This is a genomic window from Arthrobacter sp. ZGTC412 (genome assembly GCF_002929215.1).
Classification (GTDB): domain Bacteria; phylum Actinomycetota; class Actinomycetes; order Actinomycetales; family Micrococcaceae; genus Arthrobacter.
Genome location: NZ_PJII01000006.1, coordinates 37,261 through 58,204, shown reverse-complemented (window position 1 = coordinate 58,204; position 20,944 = coordinate 37,261). Strand labels below are relative to the sequence as shown.

Genomic DNA, 20,944 nt, shown 5'->3' with positions numbered 1-20,944 from the left:
GAATAGTGCGGAGACCGCAGCGTTCGCCGCGACCTCCCCTGCCCGTGCAGCCACAGTAGGGTGATGAACCTTGAGGCCGCGTCCTTTAAACCTCTACCCAAACGGCAGTCAATATACTCCCGCTATTGGGGAATACCCGGATGATGCTGTACGTTTCATACGCGACAGACGAACCAAAGAAAAGAGAAGCACCTAAATTGGCAACCGATTACGATGAACTGCGTTCCGACGTCAAGGAATCGCAGGACAACTCTCTCGAGCAGCTCCAGTCAGCTAACGCTCCCGACGCGCGCAGCGTTGTCCTGGAGCTGGACGAAGCTGACGGCCTCGACGGCGCGGGCGTACCCGGCGGCGAGTTTGTCGCTGAGGAGCTCGTGGTGCAGGTCATCCCCCAGGCAGAGGACGAATTCACCTGCTACTCCTGCTTCCTGGTCCGCCACCGCTCGCAGATTGCGCGCCAGAAGGACGGCCACACCTACTGCACAGAGTGCGAAGGCTAATCAGGCAGTCAGGCGGGACGGATCATGCAGCCGCTCCCCCAACTGAGCAAAAGGCACGCCCGCCATCTGGTGGACGTGCCTTTCCGCTTTAAGCGAGCTTCTGCCGGACCAGCTGGCTCACTTCCTTGCCGTCGAAGCGCCCTGCAACCTTTGCGGTTACGGGCTTCATCACTTCGCCCATCTGCCGGGCGGTCAGCTCGCGGCCCTCGGCGCGGAGACCCTCGATGACCTCGTCCACAATTGCCTCAACCTCCGCCAGGGACAGCGGCTTGGGCAGGTAAGACTCGATGACTTCCGCTTCGGCGATTTCCGCCGCCGCACGGTCCGGCTGTCCCGCTTCCGCGTAAATGCCGGCCGTATCCCGGCGTTTCGCGGCTTCCTTCTGAAGCAGGGATGTCACCTGCGCGTCATCGAGCTGCACGGGTGCCTTACCCGACTTCTCACGGGTCTCAATCTCGCCCAGAACGTTCCGGACGGTGGTCAGCGCAGTTTTGTTGCGCTCCTTCATATGGATGACGACGTCGGCCTGCAGCCGTTCCTTCAAAGATGACACGTTTCCTCTGTTCCTGTGTTTCCTGCTGCGGTGGGACGGGGCGGCACGGGGCGCCGCGGCAGCGTCCACCCATCCCTAGTACCGTAGGGGCTTATGGCTGAAAATGACCACTCATTCCCGGACACCATTCGATGAACCTGCCGGACAACCCCTGGAACACGTTCATCAGTGCCTTCAGCCGCACAGAGGTTCCCGTCATTACGTTCACTGAGCTGGTGCTGGCGGTCTGCATAGTGACTGCCCTGTCGATCCCCCGCCGGTCCTGGAAGTACGTTGGCCTGCTTGCAACTGCCACCCACGAGCTGGGACATGCCTTCGCGGCCGTCACGAGCGGCCAGCGGGTGTCCGGGATACGGCTTCGGCTGGACCATTCAGGCACCACCACCACATACAGCCGCAGCAAACTTGCCACCGTGTGGTCCTGCTTCTGGGGTTATCCGGTGCCTGCCGTAGTCGGCGCTGCGTTTGTGTGGTGCGGTTTCAACGGGTGGGGGCCGGCTGCCCTTGCAGTCAGCACGGTGGCCCTTGCAGCCACACTGCTGTTCCTGCGCAACCCCGCAGGCTTCCTGATCACCTCCGCCGCGATCGCCGGCAATATCGCCCTCATTTTCCTGGTGCCGGCCGGATTTGTGGGCCACGTGTCCGTCATCCTGGGCCTGGTGCTGCTGGTGGGCGCTGTCAGGGACCTCATAAAGCTCACCCACGTGCACCTGCGGCGGAGGGACCGGCTTGCCAGCTCGGACGCCTACCTGCTGTACCGTGCGACGGCTATTCCTTCGGGCGCCTGGATTGTCCTGTTCACGGTCCTGGTTGCCGGGTCCTGGCTGGTGGCGTGGCAACCCATCTCTGCGATCCTGCCCCCGGGCGCTTAAGGTGGATCCATGAGCCAGGAAACGGAAAGCCCTCAACAGGCGGTAAGCGGCAGCACCACCGAGCACAGCACCCGCGGCGCCTACGTAACGGGTGGAGCGGAGTTCAACCGCGACACCAATTACATCGAGGACCGGATTACCTATGACGGGAGGCCGGGCCCCAACGGGGAGCCAGGTTGGCCCGCAGAGGCGGGACGCTACCGCCTCATCGCTGCCAGGGCGTGCCCCTGGGCCAACCGGACCGTTATAGTCCGCCGCCTTCTGGGACTCGAGGACGCCATTTCGCTTGGGCAGCCCGGCCCGACGCATGACGCGCGGTCCTGGACGTTTGACCTGGACCCCGACGGCGTTGATCCGGTCCTGCGGATCGAGCGCCTCCAGGAGGCGTACTTCAGGCGTTTCCCCGGTTACCCGCGGGGCATCACCGTACCGGCGATTGTCGAGGTGGCCACCGGCGCCGTTGTCACCAACAACTTTCCGCAGATCACCCTCGACTTCTCCACCGAGTGGGCAAAGTTCCACCGCCCCGGCGCGCCCCAGCTATATCCCGAGCACCTTCGGGAGGAGATCGACGCGGTCAACAAGCGGGTGTTCACTGAAGTCAACAACGGGGTCTACCGCTGCGGCTTCGCTGGCTCGCAGGAAGCCTATGACTCCGCCTACGCCAGGCTCTGGGCGGCCATGGACTGGCTGGAAGAGCGGCTCTCCCGGCAGCGGTACCTGGTGGGTGACACCATCACGGAAGCCGACGTGCGCCTGTTCACCACCCTGGCGCGGTTCGACGCCGTCTACCACGGCCACTTTAAATGCAACCGCCAGAAACTGAGCGACATGCCGGCTCTCTGGGGCTATGCACGCGACCTCTTCCAGACCCCCGGGTTCGGTGACACCACCGACTTTGTGCAGATCAAGCAGCACTACTACATCGTGCACGAGGACATCAATCCCACCGGCATCGTCCCCGCCGGCCCTGCGCTCGGCGGCTGGCTGGACGACCACGGGCGTGAGTCCTTGGGTGGCCGCCCCTTCGGGAACGGGACCCCGCCGGGGCCCGTGAAGCCGGGAGAAGAAGTCGCCCCCGGGCACGGAGCGCAGAACTAAAGGAAAGCGCTTTCTGGCTAAACTGGCCGGATGCAGATATCTCAATGCCGCGTAGCGCCTGGCTACGAAAACGTACTGGAGCTCTTCGAATCGTTCCTGGTTGAGGACCCGAACTACAGTGCGCAACTCGCCGCTTACCATCACGGGAAGCAGGTGGTAGGGCTCACCGGTGGACCGGACATGGATGAGCGGACGATAACCGGCGCCTACTCCTGCTCCAAGGGAGTGGCTGCCATGGTGGTGGGACTCCTGGTCCAGGACGGACTGCTTGACCTGGACGCCCCCGTTGCCCACTACTGGCCGGAGTTCGCGGTCCATGGCAAGGACCGGCTGCTGGTCCGCGAGGCTCTGTCCCATCAGGCAGGGCTTCCGGGAGTGGAGGGCGGTTTTGCCCTGGACGAGTTCACCACCCCGGGTGCCGCCGCCCGCCTTGCCGCGGCACGGCCCTCCTGGCAGCCCGGACGGCAGTTTGGCTATCACGCCCTGACCATCGGGATCCTCATGGAGGAGCTGTGCCGCCGTACGGCAGGAGACTCGCTTCAGGGCGTGTACATCCGGCGGATCCGGGCTGCAATGGACATCGACTTCTTCCTGGGCCTGCCGGAGGAGCTGGAGCCCCGCTACCGGGATGTCCTGTACACCACAGACCCGCAACAGCCCTGGCTCGATCCGCTCAGCCTGGACGGCCTGAACAGCAACGCGGCGGTCAGCACCATCATGGAGCTCCCGAACATCCGCGCTGTGCGCGGCGCCGGCATGTCGGCGGCGGGCGGAGTGGGCTCCGCCGAGGGTTTAGCCAAGCTTTACGCCGCGGCCACCACCGGGATCGACGGCGGGAAGGCTTTCCTGAGTCCTGCAACGGTGGAGCTGATGTCCCAGGAACAGGTATGGGGACTGGACCGGTCCTCCGGCCTGGACAACGCTTTTGCCGTGGTGTTCATGAAGCCGCATCCCTCCCGGAACTTCGGCAGCCACCGCGCTTTCGGCCACGAAGGTGCCAATGCCGCCCTCGGGTTCGCGGACCCCGCCTACGGCCTGGGATTTGGTTACATTCCCCGGCGGGCGGAGGAGGGACGAACGTCCGGGAAAGCCCACCAATTGGCCGCCGCCGTGCGCCGCTCAGCGGCAGCTTTGTGCTGAATCCTCCTGGCCGGGCGCTTTGCCTTCCCTCCTGACCAGCAGCTTTGTCCCCGGCCGTGCAGGCGGCCTAGGGTTGATCGGATGGGCAACTCAAAAGCACGTCCGGCAGTCCGGTGGGCCAAGGGGACCCAGTATCTGAAGCAGGCTGTGGAAGGACTGTCCGCGGCGTTCGCTGCGCAACGCCTGCAGCTGGCAGCCAAGGCCGCCCTGGCCGCGGGCCTGGCCTTCCTCATCGCCCCGCTGATGCCCGGGGCGGCCGCCAATTACCCCTACTACGCGCCACTGGGAGCACTGGTGGCGATGTACCACAACGTGGCCGGCTCGGTCCGGCAAGGCTTCCAGGCGCTTGCGGGGCTCACTGTGGGAATCGGCCTCGCTGTCATCCTGGTGAGTATCGCCGATCCTTCGCCCCTGACGGTGGCTTTGTTCATGGGTATTGGTGTGCTGCTGGGCGGGTTGCCCGGTTTCGGCTCCGGCAGTGATTGGATTCCGACGGCGGCCCTGCTGGTCCTCCTGGTAGGTGGCAACAACGCCGACGACTTTTCCTTTGGCTACCTGGTGCAGATGGGCTTCGGCGTTGGCGTAGGCATCGCGGTAAACTTCCTGGTTTTTCCCCCGCTGCACCTGAAGGCGGCGGCAGCCAGCCTGGAGGACCTTCGACTGGCCCTGGGCAGGCAACTGACAGACATGGGAGCAGCGCTGAAGGAAGAGTGGCCGCCCGAGCACGAGGATTGGTCCCGCCGCGCGGAGGAGCTGGCGTCAGCCGCCCGCTCCGTCCGGCACCTCGTCAAAGAAGCCGACGCGAGCCGGCGGGCAAACCCACGGCGAAAACTCTATCCCCGGGACATTGATCAGGACTATCGCAACCTTCGCCAGCTGGAGCGGGTGACCTTCCACATCCAGGACATGACGGACGTGCTCTCCGACGTCATCTGGGACAGCGACGTACCGTACACCGTTCCGCTGCAGGACAATGAACCGCTTGCCGATGCCATCACGGCCACCGGAAATTTGCTGGGTTCAATCAACGACGCCGACCCGGACGAGCAGGAGGAACTTCTTAAGGCCGCCGGCTCGGCCGTGGAAGCCGCTATGGCTGCCACCGCCGCCCGGGAGCCGGAAGAGGGCGCCGTCCCCGCGTCCGAATCCATCCTCCTCAGCCTTCACCGGATCCTGCGTGCTGTCCGGCCCGGCGCCGAGGGACCGCCGTCGTAAGAACGAAGGCCTAGAAGGACCTGACGGAGCCGTTGAAATGCCGGCGGCCGGAGCGTGGATTCCACGCGGCGAAGTCCGAACGCTCCCATGTTCCCGCAGTGCCCTGGACAGTACTGATATCCAGGGCAACCCGGCAGGGAAGGAAGACCGGCGCCTCGAAGTCCACGTCCCAAATGAACGAGTCTCCGCGGACAGCCCCGACGTCGGCGAGCGCCCTGGCGGCAAGGTACATGCCGTGGGCTATGGAGCGCCGCATCCCCAGCGCTTTGGCTGAGAGCACGCTGAGGTGGATGGGATTGAAGTCACCCGACACGGCGGCATAGGCCCTTCCGGTATCAACGCCCAGCTGCCAGAGTCCGGTGGGGTCAGGTGCCGTGAAGTCGGTCCGGACCGTGGCGGCTGAGGGTTTGTCGATGCCCGGCAGGAAGACACCCTTGGCGAGGTAGGTTGACGTACCACGCCAGGAGATGTCTGCCGTCCCTGCAAGGCGCACCTCGGCCACCACGTCCACTTGTGTCCCCGCGCGGTGGCCGCGCAGGTTTTCCACGTGCGCCGTGATATCCAGGGCGTCGGTGAAAAGCACCGGCGACCTCTGTTCCACGCTGTTCCGCAAATGGATCATGCCCAGCAGCGGGAGCGGAAAGTCGTCCCGGTTCAGCACGCTCATCGCAAGCGGGAACGCCAACGCATGGATGAAACCGGCAGGCAGGACATCACTGGCTGTTTCGCCGATGAGGTGCTGGTACGCCGTGAGGTTCCCGACGTCCACCGTTACCCCGCGGACCTCGTGGCTCTCGGCGGGGAGAACGGAGCCGTCATGCGTCCCGAGCAGCCTGCGCCGGGCGGCCGGGGCTGCCGCATTCACGTAGAGCTTCGAAAGCGATGGCATCTCCCCGAGGATCACCGGTTGTGCGGGCATCATGCCCCCATCACATACTGTCCGCACACCCGCAGTACCTCGCCGTTGATGCCGCCGGCGGCGTCGCTGGCGAGGAAGGCTATGGTTTCGGCAACGTCGGTTGGCTGCCCGCCCTGCTGCAGCGAGTTCAGGCGGCGGCCCATCTCCCGGAGGACCAGGGGCACCTTGGCTGTCATCTCGGTTTCGATGAAGCCGGGCGCCACAGCGTTGATGCTTCCCCCGTGGGGAGCGAGCAGCGGTGCGGTAGCACGGACCATGCCCATGACCCCGCCCTTGGACGCCGCATAGTTTGTTTGCCCACGGTTACCTGCGATGCCGCTGGTGGAGGCAACGGAGACGATCCGTGGAGAAGTGCGGAAGTGTTCGGACGCCAGAAGTGCCTCGTTAATCCGGAGCTGGGCGGCGATGTTGATCTCGATCACCGAGTTCCAGCGGGCCTCGTCCATATTGGCCAGGAGCTTGTCCCGGGTGATGCCGGCGTTGTGGACCATAATATCCAGCCGCCCGTGCCGCTGGACGGCGTGCTCGAGGATCCGCTGCCCGGCGTCCTCCCTGCTGATGTCCAGCTGGAGGGCTGTTCCCCTGACCTCATTGGCCACCGCTGCCAGCTGGTCGCCGGCGGCAGGAATGTCTACCAGTACCAGGGTGGCGCCGTCCCGGTGCAGGGTCTTGGCGATTGCCGCACCTATGCCGCGGGCCGCTCCGGTGACGACGGCGATCCTCCCCTTCAGTGGCTGCTCCAGGTCCTGGGGAGGTGCTCCCGCAGCCGTGGAAACCGTGATGAACTGGCCGTCCACAAAGGCGGAGCGGCCGGAAAGGAAGAACCGGGCTGCTGCCAGTGCGCCCGGGCTCGTCGTGTGCACGTCCGGGGCCAGGAGAATGCCGTTGCCGGTAGCACCGGCCCGTAGTTCCTTTGCCAGGGAACGCAGGAATCCGTCAACCCCTTGGCGCGCGGCTGCTGCCGCCGGGGAAGTGGCGTCCGAGGCCGGCCGGGACACCGTGATGACGCGGCCGCCGGGAGCCAGGTCTCGGAGGGAGGCTGCAGCGGAGAGGACCGGCTTCCCCAGGTCTTCAGGCTGCGTCACTTCGTCCAGCACCAGGATGATGGCACCAAGCTTCTCCCGTGGAACGGCGTGCCGCCGGACGTCCAAATCCCAGGACAGCAGTTCGGCGGCCAGGCTGTCGGCACCCGCAGTACCTCCCAGGACCAGAATCGGTCCGGTGATCAACGGTCCGCCGGGCTGGTACCGGCGCAGGACTGCAGGCTGGGGCAGCCCAAGCTTTTTGGCCACGTTCCTGCCGAGGCCCTGGTTTACGAGTTGTGCGTACTTGTCTGTCATCCGTGTTCCCCTACAGTGATTCGAGAATCGCGGCGACGCCCAGGCCGCCTGCTGCGCACACGGAGACGAGGCCCCGCACAGGACGGCCCTCGGCGCCGGCCTTTTCGTGCAACGTCTTGGCGAGGGAAGCAACAATCCGGCCACCGGTTGCGGCGAATGGATGGCCCGCAGCAAGCGAGGATCCGGTGACATTCAGCTTTGACCGGTCGACCTTGCCAAAGGCACCCTGCAGACCGAGCCTGGTCCGCCCGAATTCCTCATCCTCCCAGGCGGCCAGCATGCTGAGGACGGTGGATGCGAAAGCCTCATGGATCTCAAAGAAATCAATGTCGTCCAGGGTGAGCCCATGGCGGGAGAGCAGCCTGGGCACGGCGAACACGGGCGCCATGAGCAGGCCGTCCTTTCCATGCACAAAATCCACAGCGGCTGCTTCGGCGTCCACGACGGCGGCAAGCTTGGGCAGGTCGCGGGAGTCGGCCCACTCTTCCGAGGACAGCAGGACCGTCGACGCGCCGTCGGTCAGCGGCGTGGAGTTCCCGGCTGTCATGGTGGCGTCGGCACCGAGGTTCTTCCCAAAGACAGGCTTCAGGGTTGCCAGCTTTACCAGCGAGGTGTCGGGCCGCAGGTTGCCGTCCCGGGTCAGCCCGCGGTAAGGGGTGAGCAGATCGTCAAAGAATCCGGCGTCATAGGCGGCCGCGAGGTTCCTGTGGCTGTTCAGGGCCACCTCATCCTGCGCCTCGCGCGGGATCTTCCACTGCGCAGTGGTCAGCGCCTGGTGCTCCCCCATGGACAGCCCCGTCCGGGGCTCGGACGTTCCGGGCGCCAACGGAGCCAGGTCCTTGGGCCGCAGGCGGCTGAGGATCTGCAGCCGCTGCGGAAGGCTCTTGGCCCGGTTGAGGTCAAGGATCACCTCACGGAGGCCCTCGCTGACCACCACGGGTGCATCCGAGGCGGAATCCACCCCACCGGCGATCGCTGATTCAATCTGGCCCAGCTTGATCTTGTTGGTCAGTCCCACCACAGTTTCCAGGCCTGTGGCGCACGCCTGCTGCAGGTCGTAGGCAGGAGTCTCCGGGGAGAGGGCAGAACCGAGAACGGCCTCACGGGTGAGGTTGAAATCCCTTGAGTGCTTGAGCACTGCACCGGCGGCCACTTCCCCGATGCGTTCGTCCTGCAGGCCAAAACGTGCGATCAACCCGTCAAGGGCGGCTGTCAGCATGTCCTGGTTCGAGGACTTGGCATAGGCGCCGCCCGACCGCGCAAACGGGATTCGGTTGCCGCCGACAATGACTGCGCGGCGGTGCGCAGGGGCGGAGGCTGCGGCGGGAGTTCCGGCCGCATCAGGTCCGGTGGTGGGCTGTCCGTCAATGGACATGGGTATCTCCTCGGGTCACGTTCGGTTACCGATACCCAGCGTACCTGATACGCTGGGTATCGTGAATATCCAGCAACCGCGCTCTGCTCCCCCCGTTGCCGGCGCGACAGGAGACGGGCGCTCGTCCCGCTGGCAGAGCCACCGGGAGGAACGGCGCAGGGAGCTGATCAAGTCAGCGCGCCGAGCGGTACACACCCTGGGAAGCGACGCCTCCATGGAGGACATAGCTGCCGCAGCAGGGACGTCCAAGTCCGTCTTCTACCGCTACTTTGGGGACAAGGCCGGACTCCAGCAGGCAGTGGGCGAAGTTGTCCTCAGCCAAATGCAGCGGCGGATCCAGGAGGCGGCGCAGAGCGCCGTGACCCCGCGCGAAGGCTTATTGGCAATGGTCACCGCCTATCTGCAGATGGCCAGTACGAGCCCCAACGTCTACACCTTTGTCACGCGGCATGCCGCTGCTGAACCGGACAGCGCCCAGGAGCCGGCAGCCGGATCCGCCGCCCTGGGACACTTTTTTGACGCCGTCGCGGACATGATTGCCACCCCCATGCGTTCCCACCTGGGCGATGGCAAGGAGGCCGTGATCGGCTACTGGCCCAAAGCTGCGATCGGACTGGTGCGGAATGCGGGCGAACAGTGGCTCAGTACCCCTGACTCCGCAACGAAACCCGGGCAGGAAGCGATGGCACGGCAGATTACGGCCTGGCTGTGCGTCGGCATTGCTCCTGAACTGCCCAAGCTGTCCGTCCCTGACGCTTGATTCCCCTTGCTTAGCCGCAGCACCACCAACCCACCTGTCAGCACCAACGAAGGACATTGACATGACTGAACTAGTGGACCGTCCCGCCGGAAACCGGCAACGCCCCGCCACAACGGCTGCCTCCTCCGGAACAGCCCCCGGAGCAGCCTCCGCACAGCCCGCCGTCGACGTCGACGCGCTGGGTGGGCAGCTCCTTGGCAAGTGGGCCGCAACCCGGCTCCAGGCTAGGAGCCTCGCAGCGCAACCGGAGCTGCACAAGATCGAAGGCCTGACGCATACTGAACACCGCGCCCGGGTGTTCGGGCAGTTGAAGTACCTTGTGGAGAACGAGGCAGTGCACCGCGCGTTCCCCGAGTCGCTGGGCGGCTCCGATGACCACGGCGGAAACATCGCCGGCTTTGAGGAACTGGTGGTGGCGGACCCTTCCCTGCAGATCAAGGCCGGTGTCCAATGGGGGCTCTTCGGCTCCGCGGTGATGCACCTCGGCACCGCCGAACACCACGCCAAGTGGCTTCCAGGCATCATGAACCTGGAGATCCCGGGCTGCTTCGCCATGACAGAGACGGGCCACGGCTCTGATGTGGCCAGCATCGCCACCACCGCCACCTATGACCCTTCCACCGATGAATTCGTAGTGCACACCCCGTTCCGGGCAGCCTGGAAGGACTACATCGGCAACGCGGCCACGGACGGCCTGGGCGCAGTGGTGTTTGCCCAGCTGGTCACCCGGGGCGTCAAGCACGGGGTCCACGCGTTCTACGTGGACCTGAGGGACCCTGAAACGAAGGAATTCCTGCCCGGTATCGGCGGTGAGGATGACGGCATCAAGGGTGGCCTTAACGGCATCGACAACGGCAGGCTGCACTTCACCAACGTCCGGATCCCACGCGCCAACCTGCTGAACCGCTATGGCGACGTGGACGGCGACGGACGGTACAGCTCCCCCATCGCCAGCCCGGGCCGCCGCTTCTTCACCATGCTGGGCACCCTGGTGCAGGGCCGTGTGTCCCTCGACGGCGCCGCTGTGGCTGCCTCCAAAGTGGCTTTGAAAGCGGCCATCCGGTACGCCACCGAACGCCGCCAGTTCAACGCCTCATCCCACACGGAAGAGGAAGTGCTCCTGGACTACCAGCGCCACCAGAAGCGCCTGTTCACGAGGCTGGCCACCACGTACGCTGCCAGTTTCGCCCACGAGCAGCTGCTGGAGAAGTTCGACGACGTTTTCTCAGGCGCCCACGATACAGACGAAGACCGCCAGGACCTGGAAACCCTCGCCGCGGCGCTGAAGCCGCTGAGCACCTGGCATGCGTTGGATACCCTGCAGGAGTGCCGCGAAGCCTGCGGCGGCGCCGGGTTCCTGATCGAAAACCGCTTCGCGTCACTGCGGGCCGACCTCGACGTGTACGCCACCTTTGAGGGCGACAACACCGTGCTGCTGCAGCTCGTCGCCAAGCGGCTGCTGGCTGACTATGCCAAGGAATTCCGGAGCGTCGACTTCGGTGTGCTGGCCCGTTACGTGGTGGGCCAGGCCACCGGAGCGGCCATCCACCGTACCGGCCTGCGCCAGGTGGCCCAGTTCGTCGCTGACACGGGGTCGGTGCAAAAGGCCGCGATTGCCCTCCGGGACGAGGAGGGCCAACGTGCTCTCCTCACCGACCGGGTGCAGACCATGGTGGCCGAGGCTGCGACAGCGCTCAAGGGTACGGGCCGGCTGTCGCAGGAGAAGGGTGCGGCCCTGTTCAACCGGCACCAGAACGAACTCATCGACGCTGCCCAGGCTCACGCCGAACTGCTTCAATGGGAGGCGTTCACGGACGCGCTCCGCGATGTCACCGACCCCGGCACCAAAACGGTGCTGACCTGGCTGCGCGACCTGTTCGGACTTTCCCTGATCGAAAAGAACCTATCCTGGTACCTCATGAACGGTCGTCTTTCCATGCAGCGGGGACGCACGGTGGGCGAGTACATTAACCGGCTGCTTATGAAGCTCCGCCCGCATGCCGTGGACCTCGTGGACGCGTTCGGTTACGGCGAACAGCACGTGCGGGCGAGGATTGCCACGGGCGCAGAGAAAGAGCGGCAGGACGAGGCGCGCGCCTACGTCAGGAGCCAGCGCGCCAGCGGCCAGGCGCCCGTGGACGAGAAGGTGCTGCTGGCCCGCACCGCCGCAGGGAAGCGCAGCTGACCGTCACGTGACACCAGGGACGACGACGGCGCCGCTCCCCTTGCGAGGGGGCGGCGCCGTCGTCTTTCCTTCAGAGGAGGCGGCTAGCTCTGGGCCGGAAGCACCGAGCGGTACACCTCGAGGGTTGTTTCGGTGATTGACTCCCAGGAGAAGTGCTGTTCGGCGCGCAGCCGGCCGGCCTGTCCCATGGCGCGGGCCCGCTCGGGGTCCGAAACCACCTCGGTGAGGGCGGCGGCGAATTCGGTGACGAACTTTTCCGGGTCAAGGGGCGTCCCGGTACCGTCGGTGACCTGCTCCAGGTCCACGAGGAGCCCGGTCCGGCCGTGCTCCACCACCTCGGGGATGCCGCCGGTGGCGCTGGCCACAACGGCTGCGCCGCAGGCCATGGCTTCCAGGTTCACGATGCCCAGCGGTTCGTAGATGGACGGGCAGGCGAAGGCCGTTGCGTGGCTGAGGACCTGGATGAGCTCGTTGCGGGGCAGCATGCGCTCAATCAGGACAACGCCGGTGCGCTCCCGCTGAAGGTCCTCGATCAGGCGCGCGGTCTCCGCGGCCAGTTCCGGAGTATCGGCGGCGCCCAGGCAGAGGACCAGCTGGACGTCGGCGGGAAGCTTCGCAGCGGCCCGCAGGAGGTAGGGAACCCCCTTCTGGCGGGTGTTTCTCCCCACAAAGACCACGCTCGGCTTGTCCGGATCGATGCCCAGCGCGCGGACGGCGTCGCTGTTCTCGTCACGGTTCCACAGCTCGACATCGATGCCGTTGTGGACCACCCGCACCTTGGCCGGGTCCACGTCGGGGTAGCTGCGCAGGATGTCCTGCCGCATGCCCTCCGAGACGGCGATGATGGCCGCAGCGGCCTCGTACGCGGTCTTCTCCACCCAGGAGGACAAGGCGTAACCCCCGCCGAGCTGCTCCGCCTTCCAAGGACGGAGCGGTTCGAGGCTGTGGGCGCTGAGGACATGCGGAATCCCGTGGAGCAGGGACGCAAGGTGGCCTGCCATGTTGGCGTACCAGGTATGCGAATGGACCACGTCCGCGCCCTCGACGTCCGGGACGATCCGCAGGTCGACGCCAAGCGTCTGCACAGCGGCGTTTGCCGAACCCAGGTCCTCCGGCACCGAGTAGGAAGTCACCCCGGCACCATGGTAGTCGGCGTCGCGGGGAGCCCCGAAAGCACGAACCTGCAGGTCAACATGCTTACTAAGCACCCTGCTCAATTCGGCCACGTGGACCCCGGCGCCACCATAGATCTCCGGCGGGAACTCTTTAGTCACAATGTCTATTCGCACAAGCACCAAGGTAGTCCTTCACGCTTAACTGTTCTAGTGTGAAGGAGTCCGGACATGCCGGACTGTCTTGGGGAGTTACGAAGGCGTACAGGAGCGACCAATTATGCCGTTGAACAAAAGAGTCCTGGCCATTGTCCTTGCAGGCGGCGAGGGAAACAGGCTGATGCCGTTGACGGCAGACCGGGCGAAGCCCGCCGTGCCGTTTGCGGGAAGCTACCGCCTGATCGACTTCGCCCTGTCCAACCTGGTGAATTCCCGCTACCTGCAGATAGTTGTTCTCACCCAATACAAATCGCACAGCCTTGACCGCCACATTTCCGAGACGTGGCGTATGTCCACCCAGCTGGGCAATTACGTGGCCTCCGTCCCGGCCCAGCAGCGTGTGGGCAAGAGCTGGTTCCTCGGCAGCGCCAACGCCATCTACCAGTCACTGAACCTCATTCACGATGCCAATCCGGACATTGTGGTGGTGGTCGGCGCTGACCACGTGTACCGCATGGACTTCGCCCAGATGGTGGCGCAGCACGTCCACAGCGGCGCCAAAGCAACTGTCGCCGCAGTGCGGCAGCCGCTGAACATGGCCGACCAGTTTGGCGTCATCGAAGTGGACCAGAACAATCCCCAGAAGATCGCTGCCTTCGTGGAAAAGCCCGCCACGACCCCCGGCCTGGCGGCAGATCCGTCGCAGTTCCTGGCCTCCATGGGCAACTACGTATTCGACGCCGACGCCCTGGTGGCGGCGTTGCACGTCGACGCCGAGCGGCTCGACACCAAGCACGACATGGGCGGGGACATCATCCCCTACTTCGTGAACCAGGGCGAAGCCGACGTTTACGACTTCACCCTCAACGACATCCCCGGCTCCACCGAGCGGGACCGCACGTACTGGCGCGACGTCGGCACCATCGACTCCTTCTACGACGCCCACATGGACCTCATCTCCCCGCTGCCGGTCTTCAACCTGTACAACTCGGAATGGCCCATCTACACCCGGCAGAGCATCTCCCCGCCGGCCAAGTTCGTCCGCGGCCAGAACAACACGGTGGGCACCGCCCTGGACTCGATCGTGTCGAGCGGCGTGGTGATTTCGGGGGGCGTTGTAGAGGGCTCGGTCCTCTCCAACGACGTCTTCGTGGGAACCAGCAGCCGTGTCATCGATTCCGTCCTGATGGATAAGGTGCAGATCGGCGAGGGCGCCGTTATCAACCGGGCCATCATCGACAAAAACGTTAAGGTGCCGGCGGGAGCCGCGATCGGTCTGGATCCCGATCTGGACCGCGCCCGCGGCTTCAAGGTCACCGATTCAGGGATCACGGTCCTGTCCAAGGGCCAGGAAGTTCCTGAGCCTGGTGAAGCTGAGCGCAAGCTCTCGGCCGCCAATCTGCACCTTGTACCCAACGCCGTGAAGGCCGCAGCCGCGCAATACCCGGATGTGCGCGCATCCGTGGACAAAGTGGCTGCAACCCACGCTGCTGCTGCAGCAGAAACAGCGCCCAGCGCACGTATCTCCTGATCGCTGCCCGGGGAGCGCTCCTGCCGGGCGCTCCCCTGCTGCCGGCCCCGTTGATGGTGGGGCCGGCAGGGTTACCCAGGCTGTAAAATCGGTACAATGAGCTCCCCCGATCTGACGCCTGAGGAAATCCAGGCCTGCCTCAAGGTCCTCAACTCCATCCACGCCTATGACGAGGAGCATCCGGACTACGTCTCGGTACGCCGCGCCACAGGCAAGATGTTCAAGGCCGTCAAGAGGCACCGCCGCGTCACCAAGCGGGACCTGATCTCCGAGGCCGACCGTGCAGTGATCGCGCAGACGGCCACCGCAGCCCCTGACCGGATCGACGACGAAACCCGCGGGAACAAACTGGCCCCCTCCGCCACCGGCAAGGTCGCCGGCCACCTCATCCGGTCCCGCCCCTGCTACATCTGCAAGCAGCACTACACCCAGGTTGACGCCTTCTACCACCAGCTCTGCCCGGAGTGCGCCGCGTTTAACCACGGCAAACGTGATGCCCGCACCGACCTGACGGGCCGCCGCGCCCTGCTCACCGGCGGACGCGCCAAGATCGGGATGTACATCGCGCTCCGGCTGCTCCGCGACGGCGCCCACACCACCATCACCACCCGGTTCCCCAAGGACGCAGCCCGCCGCTTTGCCGCCATGGAGGACAGCGGTGAGTGGCTGCACCGGCTCCGCATTGTGGGCATCGACCTGCGCGACCCCGCCCAGGTAATGGCACTGACCGACTCGCTCAACGAGGCCGGCCCCCTGGACATCATCATCAACAACGCAGCCCAGACGGTGCGACGGTCCGGCAACGCCTACAAGCCATTGGTGGACGCTGAGGACGAACCGCTTCCCGCGGCCCTCGACCAGGCCAACGGCGGCCCGGAGCTCGTGACCTTCGGGCACGCCCACGACAAGCACCCCTTGGCCCTGGCCAGCAGCGTCACCGAGCATCCGGTCCTCGCCGGCGACGCCATCACCTCACTGGCGCTCTCCACCGGTTCCGCCTCGCTGGAACGCATCGCCTCGGGAACAGCGATCGACGCCGGCGGGCTGGTCCCGGATCTGGCCACCATCAACAGCTGGACGCAGGTAGTGGACGAGGTGGACCCGCTGGAAATGCTCGAGGTCCAGCTCTGCAACGTCACGGCCCCCTTCCTGCTGGTCAGCCGGCTCCGCCCCGCCATGAAGCGGTCCACCGCGCAGCGGAAGTACATTGTGAACGTCTCCGCCATGGAGGGCCAGTTCTCGCGCGCCTACAAGGGCCCCGGCCACCCGCATACCAACATGGCCAAAGCGGCGCTGAACATGATGACCCGGACCAGTGCCCAGGAAATGCTGGACACCGACGGCATCCTGATGACCGCCGTCGACACCGGCTGGATCACCGACGAGCGTCCCCACTTCACCAAGGTCCGGCTGATGGAGGAAGGCTTCCATGCACCCCTGGACCTGGTGGACGGGGCCGCGCGGGTCTACGATCCGATCGTGATGGGTGAGCACGGCGAGGACCAGTACGGAGTGTTCCTCAAGGACTACATGCCAAGCCCCTGGTAGGCGTATAAACGCACGAGGCGTCCGCTGATGCGGACGCCTCGTGGACAGTTGCCGGCCAAAGCCGGGCGGCATCAGGCCAGCTGCGTGATCTCCACGCTGACGTTCAGTGCTGACCCGCCGCCGCCGGACAGAATGCCCTTCAGCGGGGGCACGTCGCGGTAGTCCCTGCCCCGGGCCACGGTGACGTGGAAGTCGCCGGCAGGCTTGTGGTTGGTGGGATCCCAGCTCCGCCAGTCGCCGTCCCAGAATTCCAGCCAGGCGTGCGACTGCCCGGCCACTGTTTCACCGATGCCGGCACTGGAACGCGGGTGCAGGTAGCCCGAGACGTACCGGGCCGGGATGCCGCAGCTGCGCAGCGCACCGACGGCGAGGTGGGCGAGGTCCTGGCAGACGCCCTGGCGCTGGCCCCAGGCCTCCTCGGCATTGGTGGTGACGGCGGTGGATCCGGACATGTACGTCATCTCGCCGCGCATCCACTCAAACACAGCCATTGCGGCGTCGTGCGGATTCTTTCCTGCCACCACCCCAGGGATGATGCCCAGGACTTCGTCCCCGGGACCGCTCAACCTGGACTGGGGAAGCCAGTCGCTGAATGTATTGAGGGTCTCTGGTGAGGCGAGGACGTCCCAGCCCGCAATGTCCGCCTCGGTGGGAATCTTTTCGGCCCGGTGCACTTCCACCGTGATGTTGGAGACCACTTCCAGGTGTTCGTGCGGCATCTGCATGTCGAAGGCCGTGACCCTGGTCCCCCAATAGTCCCGGTAGGTGCTCACTGCGGCCTGCGACGGTGAGACCTTGACCACCGATTCGAGCACCACCTGCTGGGAATCCGTCAGGGGCGTCATGCGGGCCTCGTTGTAGGACAGGGTGACCCGCTTGTTGTACTTGTAGGCCGTCTTGTGGACGATGCTCAGCCGGGTCATGAAACTTCTCCCACCCAGGCCAGTTCGTCCGCCTGATTGAAGTACTTACGGGAAATGGCATCGGAAGCCTGGGACACTGCCTTCTGCACGCGTTCCATGTGTTCGGGGAGCTCGGACATGAGGTCGTCCGTGCGGTGGAATTCAAGGAATGTGCGGGCCTGCCCCACGATCCGGCGGGCGTCGTTGATGAAGCCCACGCGCTGGGCGGAGGGATCCAGTTTTGCGAGGCACTCGTCGGCATCCCGCAGCGCGTACACAATGGACCGCGGGAACAGCCGGTCCAGGAGCAGGAATTCGGCGGCGTGTTGGTCGCCGAAGGCGGCCCGGCGGGTGCGCAGGAAGGATTCGTAGGCGCCGGCGCACCGGAGCATGTTGACCCAGGACATGCCTGCGGACAGGACGTCGCGGGTGGACAGCATGCGGGCGGTCATGTCGGCCCGCTCCAGGGAGCGTCCCAGCACCAGGAACAGCCAGCTTTCGTCATGGCTCACCGTCGTGTCCGCGAGGCCGCTTACCATGGCGGTGCGTTCAAGCGTCCAGTTGCAGAACCGGTACGTGCCCACCACGTCCTTGCGGTGCTGGCTCAACCCGTAGTAGGTGGTGTTGAGGCTCTCCCACAGGCCGGAGGAAACCGTCTCGCGGGCGCGGCGGGCGTTCTCGCGAGCGGCTCCCAGGGATCCCGCAATGGAGGTGGCGCTGGTCTTGTCGTACGCCAGGGCATGGAGCAGTTCCGGCAGGCCGAAGTCCTCGCTCTGCGGGCGGGCGCCCATAACAGCCAGGAGTTCCTGCGCCACGCTTTTTCGTTCGTCCATGGGCAGGTGGTTCAGCCGCTCCAGGTGCACATCGAGAATGCGCGCCGTGCCGTCGGCACGCTCCACATAACGGCCGATCCAGAAAAGGGACTCGGCAATACGGCTAAGCATTCGCGGCTACCTCCTGCGGGCCCGACACTGGAAAAGACACTCGTTGAATCACGGCCCGGCTCACTGCTGCTGCTCCGGCTGGCGGTCGCGCCAGTTGCTTTCAACCGGCCACACGGACACGCGTTCGCGCACCGAAATGGAAGGCCGGGGCAGGGTCTCCACCGGCACTTGGGGCGAATCGGCAAGGACCCACGTGTCCTTGGACCCGCCGCCCTGGCTGGAATTCACGATCAGCGAACCCTCCTTGAGTGCCACGCGGGTAAGGCCGCCGGGCAGCACCCAGACGTTGTCGCCATCGTTCACTGCGAAAGGCCGCAGGTCCACGTGGCGGGGGCCAAACTTGTCTCCGCCCAGCGTGGGGACGGTGGAGAGCTGAAGCACCGGCTGCGCGATCCAGCCGCGGGGGTCTGCGATGACCCGCTGGCGGAGGGCGTCCAGTTCGTCCTTGGAGGCGTCCGGGCCGATGACCAATCCCTTGCCGCCGGAGCCGTCCACAGGCTTGACCACGAGTTCTGACAGGTTGTCCAGGGTGTACTCGCGGGCTTCCTTCTCCTCCAGGCGGAAGGTGTCCACGTTCGCGATGATGGGTTCCTCGTTGAGGTAGTAGCGGATGAGGTCTGGGACGTAACTGTAGACCAGTTTGTCATCCGCGACGCCGTTGCCCACTGCGTTGGCAATGGTCACCCCGCCTGCCCGGGCGGCGTTGACAAGCCCGGGGCAGCCGAGCATGGAGTCGGCCCGGAACTGCAGCGGGTCCAGGAAGTCGTCGTCGATCCGCTTGTAGATGACGTCCACTCGCTGTTCTCCGGCGGTGGTGCGCATGTAGACGCGGTTTCCACGGCAGATAAGGTCGCGGCCCTCCACGAGTTCCACACCCATCAGGCCGGCGAGCAGGGTGTGCTCGAAGTAGGCGCTGTTGAACACGCCGGGGGTCAGGACGACGACGGTGGGATCGTCCACGCCTGCCGGTGCGGTTTTGCGCAGGGCCGAGAGGAGCCGGCGGGGGTATTCCTCAACCGGGCGGATGAGCTGCTGGCCGAAGGCTTCGGGCAGGCCCTTCGCCATGGCGCGCCGGTTTTCCAGGACGTAGCTCACGCCGGAAGGCACACGCACGTTGTCCTCAAGGACCCTGAAGGTTCCGGCGGCATCACGGACGACGTCGATGCCGGAGATGTGCACCCGCACGCCGCCTGCCGGTTCGAAGCCGTGGACCTGTCGGTGGAAGTGTGCGCTGGTGGTCACCAGTTGCCGGGGTATCACGCCGTCGGACACCACGTTCATCTTGTCGTACACGTCGTTGAGGAACGCCTCAAGCGCGTGCACCCGCTGGGCGACGCCGCGTTCAAGCACATCCCATTCGGCCGCGGGAATGACCCGGGGAACGATATCGAGCGGGAAGGGACGCTCCTCGCCGGCAAAGTCGAAGGTGACACCGCGGTCCAGGAAGGTGCGCGCCATGGAGTCGGCACGGGCACTGACATCGGCAAGGGAGAGCTTCCGAAGGGCGTCCGCCACCTGCTCATAAGAGTCACGGGCCTGTTGCCCGGGGGCGAACATCTCGTCGTAGGCTCCGGTCCGGCCGGCGGCCACGGAGTAATCCTGGAATAGGTCTGACATGTCCAATAGCCAACCATCTTTTTGTTTCGAATTCATTACTGCCATCCATTCTGGCGTGTTGGCGGACGCGGTCCGGTTCGTGCATCCCGTGTCTTTTCCGGCACAGTAGGTGAGTGTCAGCCAGCAGAAGACTCCTCACCCCTGGTCCGGGCGTCCCCGGAGGCGCTGACCGGCTGCTCCCGGGCCTTGCCACGGCGGCTGTTGCGATGGCATGCGCGTTCCTGATCCACTGGCTCGTCCCAGTCCTCCCGGCCATGACCCTGGCCGTGGTCCTGGGCGTCCTGGCGGCCAACCTGCCGGCGACGGGCGTCTGGACTGCCGGCAGGGCACGCCCGGGGCTGGACTTCGCCGGAAAGCACCTTATGCGCGGCGGGATTGTCCTGCTGGGCCTGAAGGTGAGCGTTATGGACGTACTGGGACTGGGCTGGCTTGCCCTGTTGCTGATCGCGGCGGTGGTGGCCGCGGGCTTCGGCGGAACCTACCTCATCTCCCGGCTGTTCCGGCTTCCGCCGGTGACGTCGCTGCTGGTGGCAACGGGGTTTTCGATCTGCGGGGCTTCCGCCATCGGCGCGATGGCAGCCGTCCGCCGCATCCGGCACGTGGACACCGTCCTGCCGGTGGCGCTGGTGACGCTCTGCGGGACCCTCGCTATCGGTGTCATGCCACTGCTGGTTCATCCCCTGCAGCTCAGCGCACCGGTTTTCGGAGCCTGGATTGGCGCCTCGGTGCACGACGTCGGCCAGGTGGTGGCCACGGCGCAAACCGCCGGGACTGCGGCACTCGGCATCGCCGTCGTCGTCAAGCTCACCCGCGTGCTGCTGCTCGCACCCGTGGTGGCCATCGCGGGAGCGCACCAGCGCCTGACTGCCAAGCCCGGCCCGGGGGTGGATGGCAAGGCGAAGCTCCCGCCAGTGGTGCCCCTGTTTGTCCTGGGCTTCGTCGCCATGGTGGGCCTCCGCTCCACCGGTTGGCTGCCGGCAGGATGGCTGGGGGCGGGGGCGGCGCTTCAGGACATCCTGCTGGGCGCCGCCCTGTTTGGTTTGGGCTCGGCGGTGCGGATCCGCGTACTGCTGCACACCGGTGGCCGTGCGCTCCTGGCGGCCCTGATGTCCTGGCTCCTGATTGCCCTCCTGGGGCTGGCGGCCGCCCTGCTGATTGCCGCGTGATTTTG

At 65.6% G+C, this 20,944-nt stretch carries 18 protein-coding genes; 10 read left to right on the top strand and 8 right to left on the bottom strand.

Annotation, left to right across the window (positions count from 1 at the left end):
- Window positions 1-197: 197 nt before the first annotated feature.
- Entirely contained in the window at window positions 198-500 is a 303-nt protein-coding gene (locus tag CXQ88_RS09645; RefSeq protein ID WP_104043953.1) for a DUF4193 domain-containing protein, read from the top strand.
- An 88-nt stretch (window positions 501-588) separates the two neighbouring features.
- On the opposite strand, the gene CXQ88_RS09640 is transcribed toward CXQ88_RS09645, so the two are convergent.
- Entirely contained in the window at window positions 589-1,053 is a 465-nt protein-coding gene (locus tag CXQ88_RS09640) for a GatB/YqeY domain-containing protein (RefSeq protein ID WP_104043952.1), read from the bottom strand.
- A gap of 131 nt (window positions 1,054-1,184) precedes the next feature.
- On the opposite strand from CXQ88_RS09640, the gene CXQ88_RS09635 reads away from it, so the two are divergent.
- The 4 genes from CXQ88_RS09635 to CXQ88_RS09620 all read left to right on the top strand — a co-directional run bounded on the left by CXQ88_RS09635 (window position 1,185) and on the right by CXQ88_RS09620 (window position 5,381).
- The gene (locus tag CXQ88_RS09635; protein ID WP_104043951.1) at window positions 1,185-1,925 is read left to right on the top strand and encodes a M50 family metallopeptidase; all 741 of its coding nucleotides are present in this window, start codon (window positions 1,185-1,187) and stop codon (window positions 1,923-1,925) included.
- A gap of 9 nt (window positions 1,926-1,934) precedes the next feature.
- A complete protein-coding gene (locus CXQ88_RS09630) occupies window positions 1,935-3,026 on the top strand; it encodes a glutathione S-transferase family protein (RefSeq protein WP_104043950.1) in 1,092 nt (363 codons plus the stop codon).
- A gap of 30 nt (window positions 3,027-3,056) precedes the next feature.
- A complete protein-coding gene (locus CXQ88_RS09625; RefSeq protein ID WP_104043949.1) occupies window positions 3,057-4,166 on the top strand; it encodes a serine hydrolase domain-containing protein in 1,110 nt (369 codons plus the stop codon).
- 81 nt (window positions 4,167-4,247) lie between these two features.
- A complete protein-coding gene (locus tag CXQ88_RS09620; RefSeq protein WP_373637740.1) occupies window positions 4,248-5,381 on the top strand; it encodes an FUSC family protein in 1,134 nt (377 codons plus the stop codon).
- A gap of 10 nt (window positions 5,382-5,391) precedes the next feature.
- Here CXQ88_RS09620 and CXQ88_RS09615 read toward each other — a convergent pair whose 3' ends face one another.
- The 3 genes from CXQ88_RS09615 to CXQ88_RS09605 are packed head-to-tail and all read right to left on the bottom strand — an operon-like array spanning window position 5,392 to window position 9,015.
- Window positions 5,392-6,303, bottom strand: a complete 912-nt coding sequence (locus tag CXQ88_RS09615) for a MaoC family dehydratase (protein WP_104043948.1) — start codon at window positions 6,301-6,303, stop codon at window positions 5,392-5,394.
- Entirely contained in the window at window positions 6,300-7,640 is a 1,341-nt protein-coding gene (locus tag CXQ88_RS09610; RefSeq protein WP_104043947.1) for a 3-oxoacyl-ACP reductase, read from the bottom strand. Before CXQ88_RS09610 ends, CXQ88_RS09615 begins: the two co-directional genes overlap by 4 nt.
- A 10-nt stretch (window positions 7,641-7,650) precedes the next feature.
- Complete coding sequence (locus CXQ88_RS09605; RefSeq protein ID WP_104043946.1) at window positions 7,651-9,015, bottom strand: acetyl-CoA C-acetyltransferase; 1,365 nt, start codon at window positions 9,013-9,015, stop codon at window positions 7,651-7,653.
- Here CXQ88_RS09605 and CXQ88_RS09600 point away from each other — a divergent pair.
- Complete coding sequence (locus CXQ88_RS09600) at window positions 9,014-9,775, top strand: TetR/AcrR family transcriptional regulator (RefSeq protein ID WP_104043945.1); 762 nt, start codon at window positions 9,014-9,016, stop codon at window positions 9,773-9,775. The genes CXQ88_RS09605 and CXQ88_RS09600 overlap by 2 nt on opposite strands.
- 61 nt (window positions 9,776-9,836) lie before the next feature.
- Window positions 9,837-11,960, top strand: coding sequence for an acyl-CoA dehydrogenase family protein (locus CXQ88_RS09595; protein WP_104043944.1), 2,124 nt, complete (start codon window positions 9,837-9,839; stop codon window positions 11,958-11,960).
- An 83-nt stretch (window positions 11,961-12,043) separates the two neighbouring features.
- On the opposite strand, the gene glgA is transcribed toward CXQ88_RS09595, so the two are convergent.
- Complete coding sequence (glgA, locus tag CXQ88_RS09590; RefSeq protein WP_104044067.1) at window positions 12,044-13,249, bottom strand: glycogen synthase; 1,206 nt, start codon at window positions 13,247-13,249, stop codon at window positions 12,044-12,046.
- A gap of 103 nt (window positions 13,250-13,352) precedes the next feature.
- On the opposite strand from glgA, the gene glgC reads away from it, so the two are divergent.
- On the top strand, window positions 13,353-14,762 hold the full coding sequence (gene glgC, locus CXQ88_RS09585) for a glucose-1-phosphate adenylyltransferase (protein ID WP_104043943.1): 1,410 nt from the start codon (window positions 13,353-13,355) through the stop codon (window positions 14,760-14,762).
- Between the two features lie 96 nt (window positions 14,763-14,858).
- Window positions 14,859-16,310 carry an SDR family NAD(P)-dependent oxidoreductase gene (locus CXQ88_RS09580; RefSeq protein ID WP_104043942.1) on the top strand — a complete coding sequence of 484 codons (1,452 nt, stop codon included), beginning with the start codon at window positions 14,859-14,861 and terminating at the stop codon, window positions 16,308-16,310.
- A gap of 71 nt (window positions 16,311-16,381) precedes the next feature.
- On the opposite strand, the gene CXQ88_RS09575 is transcribed toward CXQ88_RS09580, so the two are convergent.
- Genes CXQ88_RS09575 through CXQ88_RS09565 form a run of 3 tightly spaced genes read right to left on the bottom strand, consistent with a single transcriptional unit; the run spans window position 16,382 to window position 19,773 of the window.
- Window positions 16,382-17,233: a transglutaminase family protein gene (locus CXQ88_RS09575; protein WP_104043941.1), complete on the bottom strand. Its 852-nt coding sequence runs from the start codon at window positions 17,231-17,233 to the stop codon at window positions 16,382-16,384.
- Window positions 17,230-18,156 (bottom strand): alpha-E domain-containing protein, encoded by a 927-nt coding sequence (locus tag CXQ88_RS09570; protein ID WP_102975536.1) that lies wholly within the window; start codon window positions 18,154-18,156, stop codon window positions 17,230-17,232. The genes CXQ88_RS09575 and CXQ88_RS09570 overlap by 4 nt, the downstream gene beginning before the upstream one ends.
- A 60-nt stretch (window positions 18,157-18,216) precedes the next feature.
- On the bottom strand, window positions 18,217-19,773 hold the full coding sequence (locus CXQ88_RS09565; RefSeq protein ID WP_104043940.1) for a circularly permuted type 2 ATP-grasp protein: 1,557 nt from the start codon (window positions 19,771-19,773) through the stop codon (window positions 18,217-18,219).
- Window positions 19,774-19,886: 113 nt separating this feature from the next.
- On the opposite strand from CXQ88_RS09565, the gene CXQ88_RS09560 reads away from it, so the two are divergent.
- A complete protein-coding gene (locus CXQ88_RS09560; RefSeq protein WP_104043939.1) occupies window positions 19,887-20,939 on the top strand; it encodes a YeiH family protein in 1,053 nt (350 codons plus the stop codon).
- Window positions 20,940-20,944 lie beyond the last annotated feature (5 nt).

Coding starts and splice junctions, on each gene's coding strand:
- CXQ88_RS09625 (WP_104043949.1), top strand. CDS start 3,057: ATGCAGATATCTCAATGCCGCGTAGCGCCTGGCTACGAAAACGTACTG.
- CXQ88_RS09595 (WP_104043944.1), top strand. CDS start 9,837: ATGACTGAACTAGTGGACCGTCCCGCCGGAAACCGGCAACGCCCCGCC.
- CXQ88_RS09570 (WP_102975536.1), bottom strand. CDS start 18,156: ATGCTTAGCCGTATTGCCGAGTCCCTTTTCTGGATCGGCCGTTATGTG.
- CXQ88_RS09605 (WP_104043946.1), bottom strand. CDS start 9,015: ATGTCCATTGACGGACAGCCCACCACCGGACCTGATGCGGCCGGAACT.
- glgC (WP_104043943.1), top strand. CDS start 13,353: ATGCCGTTGAACAAAAGAGTCCTGGCCATTGTCCTTGCAGGCGGCGAG.
- CXQ88_RS09565 (WP_104043940.1), bottom strand. CDS start 19,773: ATGTCAGACCTATTCCAGGATTACTCCGTGGCCGCCGGCCGGACCGGA.
- CXQ88_RS09600 (WP_104043945.1), top strand. CDS start 9,014: ATGGGTATCTCCTCGGGTCACGTTCGGTTACCGATACCCAGCGTACCT.
- CXQ88_RS09630 (WP_104043950.1), top strand. CDS start 1,935: ATGAGCCAGGAAACGGAAAGCCCTCAACAGGCGGTAAGCGGCAGCACC.
- CXQ88_RS09620 (WP_373637740.1), top strand. CDS start 4,248: ATGGGCAACTCAAAAGCACGTCCGGCAGTCCGGTGGGCCAAGGGGACC.
- CXQ88_RS09615 (WP_104043948.1), bottom strand. CDS start 6,303: ATGATGCCCGCACAACCGGTGATCCTCGGGGAGATGCCATCGCTTTCG.
- CXQ88_RS09635 (WP_104043951.1), top strand. CDS start 1,185: ATGAACCTGCCGGACAACCCCTGGAACACGTTCATCAGTGCCTTCAGC.
- CXQ88_RS09610 (WP_104043947.1), bottom strand. CDS start 7,640: ATGACAGACAAGTACGCACAACTCGTAAACCAGGGCCTCGGCAGGAAC.
- CXQ88_RS09580 (WP_104043942.1), top strand. CDS start 14,859: ATGAGCTCCCCCGATCTGACGCCTGAGGAAATCCAGGCCTGCCTCAAG.
- CXQ88_RS09575 (WP_104043941.1), bottom strand. CDS start 17,233: ATGACCCGGCTGAGCATCGTCCACAAGACGGCCTACAAGTACAACAAG.